A 4,462-nucleotide genomic window follows, 5' to 3' on the forward strand; every position below is an offset into this window, starting at 1 on the left:
GGCCTCCATGGTGCGGGCGACCTGGGCCATGGCGGCCTGGGAGACGGCGTGCAGCAGGGCGCCGCGGTCGGCGAAGTGGCGGTAGGCCGCGTTGGGTACGACGCCTGCCTGGCGGGTGACGGCGCGGAGCACCACGGCCTCCGGCCCGCCCTCGCGGGCGAGGTCGAGTCCGGCCTTGATCAGTGCGTTGCGGAGGTCGCCGTGGCGGTAGGTGTCCCGCTTCGGCTTGCCGTCCTCGGCCACTGTTACCAACTCCAATGTGGACGCCAATGTGGACGGCATCCACTTAACTTGTCTAGGCTCCTGCATGATCAATCGGGGGGCACGGATTGCCGCACCCTCCGAATGTGGACATCGTACACAAGGGCTGGTTGTCGACAGCTCAGGCGCATACACATCAGGGGGACTCCCATGGGCAAGATCACCCACTTCGTGCACCAGTCGCTGGACGGCTATATCGAGGGTCCGAACGGCGAGTTCGACTGGCCCGTCATGGAGGGCGAACTCTCCGCCTACTCGCAGGCCCTCACCGAGAGCGTCGACGTCTTTCTCTACGGACGCGTGGTGTGGGACATGATGTCCGGCTACTGGCCGCGCGCCGAGGAGTTCTCCACCCACGAGCACGACCTCGCGTTCGCCCCTCTCTGGCGCAAGGCGTCCAAGGTCGTCGCCTCCTCCACGCTGGAGAAGGCCGACTGGAACACCCGCGTGATCAACACGAATGTCGTCGAAGAGCTCACCGCCCTCAAACGGAGCGGCGCCCACCTCCTGCTGTTCGGCGGATCCACGCTCGCCGGATACCTCACCGAGCACGGGCTGATCGACGAGTACCAGATCTTCGTCCACCCCGTTGTGCTCGGCGGCGGCAAGCCCGTCTTCCGCACTCCTCAGCAGCGGCTCGACCTCACCCTCACCCAGTCCAGGACCTTCGACTCCCAGGTGGTCTTGCTCCGTCACGAGCTGACCGCCCGGCCCTCTTGAGCCCTCCCGCATCACACCAGTTCGCCACGCCGTGATTCGCCGGCACCCAGCGACTGAAGCACCGGCCCACGAACCAGCAACACAGACCAGGACGGAGACCGTCGACATGACCGCCAAGGTGCAAGGCCCCGCCAGCTACTTCCCTTCCATTGAGAAGAAGTACGGCCGCCCGGTTACGGAGTGGATAGACCTCATCCGCGTCTCGCCGCTGAGCAAGCACATGGAGCTCGTCACCTGGCTCAAGGCCGAACACGGACTGGGACACGGCCATGCCAATGCCCTCGTCGCCCACACCCTCGCCGAAGACGCAGGAAAGTGAACTTCCCCTGACGGCGCTCGTCGCGTCTTGCCCCGCGGGCCTGATCGCCAGTCGAATCACCTGCAGAACCCACACCTCGAAGGAAAGCAGCTCATGCGAAAGCTCAAGCTCCAGGTCCAGATCACCGTCGACGGCTACATGGCCGGCCCGAACGGCGAGATGGACTGGATGACGTTCCCGTGGACCGACGACATCAGTGCCTACATCGGTGCGCTCACCGAACCGGTCGACTGCATCGTGTTGGGCCGCAAGCTCGCTGAAGGGTTCATCCCGGCTTGGGCGGCCGGTCCCGAGGGCGAGGACCAGGCGTCCATCGACAAGATGAACAACACGCCCAAGGTCGTGATCTCGCGCACCCTTACCGAGTCGCCCTGGGAGAACGCCGTCGTCGCCGGCGGCGATCTCGCCGAGACCGTGAACAAGCTGAAGGCTCAGCCGGGCGGGGACATGATCGTCTACGGAGGCGGCACGCTCGTGTCGAGCCTGATCGCCGAAGGTCTGCTCGACGAACTCCACCTGTTCGTCAACCCGACCGCGATCGGCGCTGGCATGCCCGTGTTCCCCCACCTCGACGCCAACCAGCAGCTGCGCCTCGTCGCCGCTCGACCGTTCGACTGCGGGATCACCGCGTTGCGCTTCGAGCCGAAGCGCTCCTGAACACCGCCACAGACCGCCCCTTGGCCGACCGCTCGTTGCAGGAACGAGCCCAGGGCATGGTCGGGCGCGCTCACGGTTCCCTGGACGGGAGGAGATCTACCGTCGTCCGTACTAGATGATCTATTCCAAGGGGTAGGTGTGCAGCTGCGGGGGGGGGCCTACCTATATCAGCGAGGTGGCTCCGGGTTCAGTGGGAGCTGTAGAGCCTGGCCAGTTCGTGGAACGCGGCCTTCGGCTCCCAGCCGTCCCCGACCGCCCTGACGACACCGAAGCTGGCCATGTCCAAGTCGTAGCGTGGGTCGGGCGAGTGGGGCTTCGGCGCGATGAACTCGAACACGTACGCCCCGTAGACCTTCTCGGCCGCGAAGAGCTCCAGTTGTTGTGACAGGTAGTCCGCCTGTATCTGCTCATTGCGGGTGAATGAGCCTGCCAGTCTGGGGGGATCGGCCGTCCAGTCGACGATGCCGTAACCGGCCGGGCCCATCTCGGCGGCGCCGTCAAAGGAGCAGCAGCCGAACTCGGTGATCACGATGGGTTTGCCGTGCTGGTGGAATCGCCGGAGGTTGGTGGCGTAGTCGGCGTCGTTGTAGGCCATCCGGTAGTAGTTCAGCCCCACCATGTCAAAGCCGTCCCAGTCCGCCTCCTCCCACAGACCTGCTCCGTAGGTCAGGTGGCCGCCAAAGTGGGCCCGGGCCGTATCACGAGCGCGTCCGAGCACGTCGTTGAGCTTCTCGTTGAATTCCGGGAAGCGCGGCCACCACTGCGGGTCGGCCAGCTTGGCGGACCGGTCCGCGTGAGTGTCGCCGGGGATGATTCCGGAGCCGAAGACCGTTAGCTCGCAGCCCACATTGAGGGCGACCCGGCCGTAACGCTGCCGCAGTTGTTCGGCGGCCGTGGCGGCTGCTGCGAGGTGTTGCAGCATCGCGTCCGGCTCGGCTTCTATGAGGCGGGGCTGCAGGCTGACGTGTAACCCCAGGTCCAGGGCGGCGCCGGCGGCCTCGGCCAGCCGACTGATGTCGGTGCCGAAGAGGTTGACCGAGGTGCAGTTCAGATCGTTTCGGATGGCCGCCATGTGCTGACGGATCAGGCTGCTTGGTGCGGCCTTGCGTGATAAGCCGCTTTGAGCGTAGTTGGTGCCGGTGTCGTAGTTGATGCCTTTCCAGGCCAGACCTGCCGTGTCATCTCGCATGCCCGGAGCTTAGAGGGTCGGCTCTGAAGGGATCGGCTGCGTGCATGGGGCGAGGGCGTCCAACGTCAGTGTGTGAAGACAGAGTTGGACGCCCTCGCCACTGCACTGTATGTGAAGACCGACGACCTGCTGAAGGAGTCCCCGCATCTCGCGCCCTGGCGGCCAGCTGTGGGAATCGCCCCACGACTCACCGACGCCGAGCTGGTCACGCTCGCGATGATGCAGGCCGTTCTCGGCTTTGCCTCCGAGGCCCGGTGGCTCCGTCACGCCCGCGCTCACCTGCGGCATCTCTTCCCGTACCTGCCGAAGCAGCCCGGCTACAACAAGCGCCTGCGCAAGGCTGCCGAGCTACTTCGCCGGGTGACCCGGTTCCTGGCCACCGATACCTCCGTGTGGAGCGACGACGTGTGGATCGTGGACTCCACGCCTGTGGAGTGCGGCCGCTCGCGCGAGACCGTCAAACGCTCTGACCTGGCCGGACGGGCCGAATACGGGTACTGCGCCAGCCACAGCCGCTTCTTCTGGGGCCTACGGCTGCATCTCGTGTGCACCCTCCAGGGCCTACCGGTCGCCTTCGCCCTGACCGGGGCCAAGGCCAACGAGCGCGAGACCTTGCTGGACCTGTTCGCGGCCGAGCCGGGCCTTCTCGCCGACCGGCCCGGGCAGACGCTGATCGGCGACAAGCACTACTTCGGCCGCGACTTCGAACGTCAGCTGGCCGAGCAGGACATCCGACTGCTGCGGCCGGCCCGCAAAGACGAGCCCGAGCGGCCCGGTGCACCACTGTTCAAGCCGCTGCGGCAGGTCATCGAGTCGGTCAACGAGACCTTCAAGGGACAGCTCGACCTCGAACAGCACCGAGGCCGCACCCCCGGCGGGGTCATCGCCCGCGTCATGCAGCGCATCCTCGCGCTGACCACCGTGATCTGGCACAACGACCACACCGGACAATCCGTCCTGCGCTCACTGACCGCCTACGATTCCTAATCTCTTTGTCAAGCGGCGTTCGTGACGGGGGGTATGGGTTCGTAGCACCGTCCGTCACGCAACAGGGCCCACAGGACGTTGACCCGGCGGCGCGCGAGAGCGAGGACGGCCTGGGTGTGCCGCTTGCCCTCAGCACGTTTGCGATCGTAGAAGCGGCGGGATTCCTCGCAGCAACGGATGCTGATCAGCGCGGAGGCGTAGAAGACACGCTGGAGGCGTCGGCTGTAACGTCTGGGCCGGTGCAGGTTGCCGCTGATCTTGCCGGAGTCGCGGGGGGCCGGGGCGACGCCGGCGAACCCGGCGAGGCGGTCCGGGCCGTCGAAGGCCGT

The 4,462-nt window shown here is 66.2% G+C and carries 7 protein-coding genes; 4 read left to right on the forward strand and 3 right to left on the reverse strand.

The genetic code is table 11. The features are described 5' to 3' along the window. The coding region (locus AB0I10_RS40465) for a helix-turn-helix domain-containing protein (protein WP_363157742.1) at window positions 1-282 on the reverse strand (282 nt) is incomplete at its 3' end. A 129-nt stretch (window positions 283-411) separates the two neighbouring features. Between AB0I10_RS40465 and AB0I10_RS40470 the strand changes: the two genes are divergently transcribed. From AB0I10_RS40470 to AB0I10_RS40480, 3 genes are all read left to right on the forward strand, one after another. Next, the gene (locus AB0I10_RS40470) at window positions 412-981 is read left to right on the forward strand and encodes a dihydrofolate reductase family protein (RefSeq protein ID WP_363157743.1); all 570 of its coding nucleotides are present in this window, start codon (window positions 412-414) and stop codon (window positions 979-981) included. Between the two features lie 106 nt (window positions 982-1,087). Next, complete coding sequence (locus tag AB0I10_RS40475) at window positions 1,088-1,300, forward strand: DUF4287 domain-containing protein (RefSeq protein ID WP_363157744.1); 213 nt, start codon at window positions 1,088-1,090, stop codon at window positions 1,298-1,300. Between the two features lie 93 nt (window positions 1,301-1,393). After that, on the forward strand, window positions 1,394-1,957 hold the full coding sequence (locus AB0I10_RS40480) for a dihydrofolate reductase family protein (protein WP_363157745.1): 564 nt from the start codon (window positions 1,394-1,396) through the stop codon (window positions 1,955-1,957). Window positions 1,958-2,144: 187 nt separating this feature from the next. Here the strand turns inward: AB0I10_RS40480 and AB0I10_RS40485 are convergent, their stop codons facing one another. Beyond that, window positions 2,145-3,146 (reverse strand): abortive infection protein, encoded by a 1,002-nt coding sequence (locus tag AB0I10_RS40485; RefSeq protein ID WP_363157746.1) that lies wholly within the window; start codon window positions 3,144-3,146, stop codon window positions 2,145-2,147. Window positions 3,147-3,218: 72 nt separating this feature from the next. On the opposite strand from AB0I10_RS40485, the gene AB0I10_RS40490 reads away from it, so the two are divergent. Then, on the forward strand, window positions 3,219-4,133 hold the full coding sequence (locus AB0I10_RS40490) for an IS982 family transposase (protein ID WP_363157747.1): 915 nt from the start codon (window positions 3,219-3,221) through the stop codon (window positions 4,131-4,133). A gap of 8 nt (window positions 4,134-4,141) precedes the next feature. On the opposite strand, the gene AB0I10_RS40495 is transcribed toward AB0I10_RS40490, so the two are convergent. Continuing rightward, window positions 4,142-4,462 (reverse strand): transposase (locus AB0I10_RS40495; protein ID WP_363157748.1); only part of this gene is annotated, 321 nt, incomplete at its 5' end.

It is taken from the genome of Streptomyces sp. NPDC050636 (genome assembly GCF_040654775.1).
Taxonomy (GTDB): Bacteria; Actinomycetota; Actinomycetes; order Streptomycetales; family Streptomycetaceae; genus Streptomyces.

Excerpts from the sequence above, each read along its gene's own strand:
- AB0I10_RS40470 (WP_363157743.1), top strand. The coding sequence starts at position 412 with ATGGGCAAGATCACCCACTTCGTGCACCAGTCGCTGGACGGCTATATC.
- AB0I10_RS40475 (WP_363157744.1), top strand. The coding sequence starts at position 1,088 with ATGACCGCCAAGGTGCAAGGCCCCGCCAGCTACTTCCCTTCCATTGAG.
- AB0I10_RS40480 (WP_363157745.1), top strand. The coding sequence starts at position 1,394 with ATGCGAAAGCTCAAGCTCCAGGTCCAGATCACCGTCGACGGCTACATG.
- AB0I10_RS40485 (WP_363157746.1), bottom strand. The coding sequence starts at position 3,146 with ATGCGAGATGACACGGCAGGTCTGGCCTGGAAAGGCATCAACTACGAC.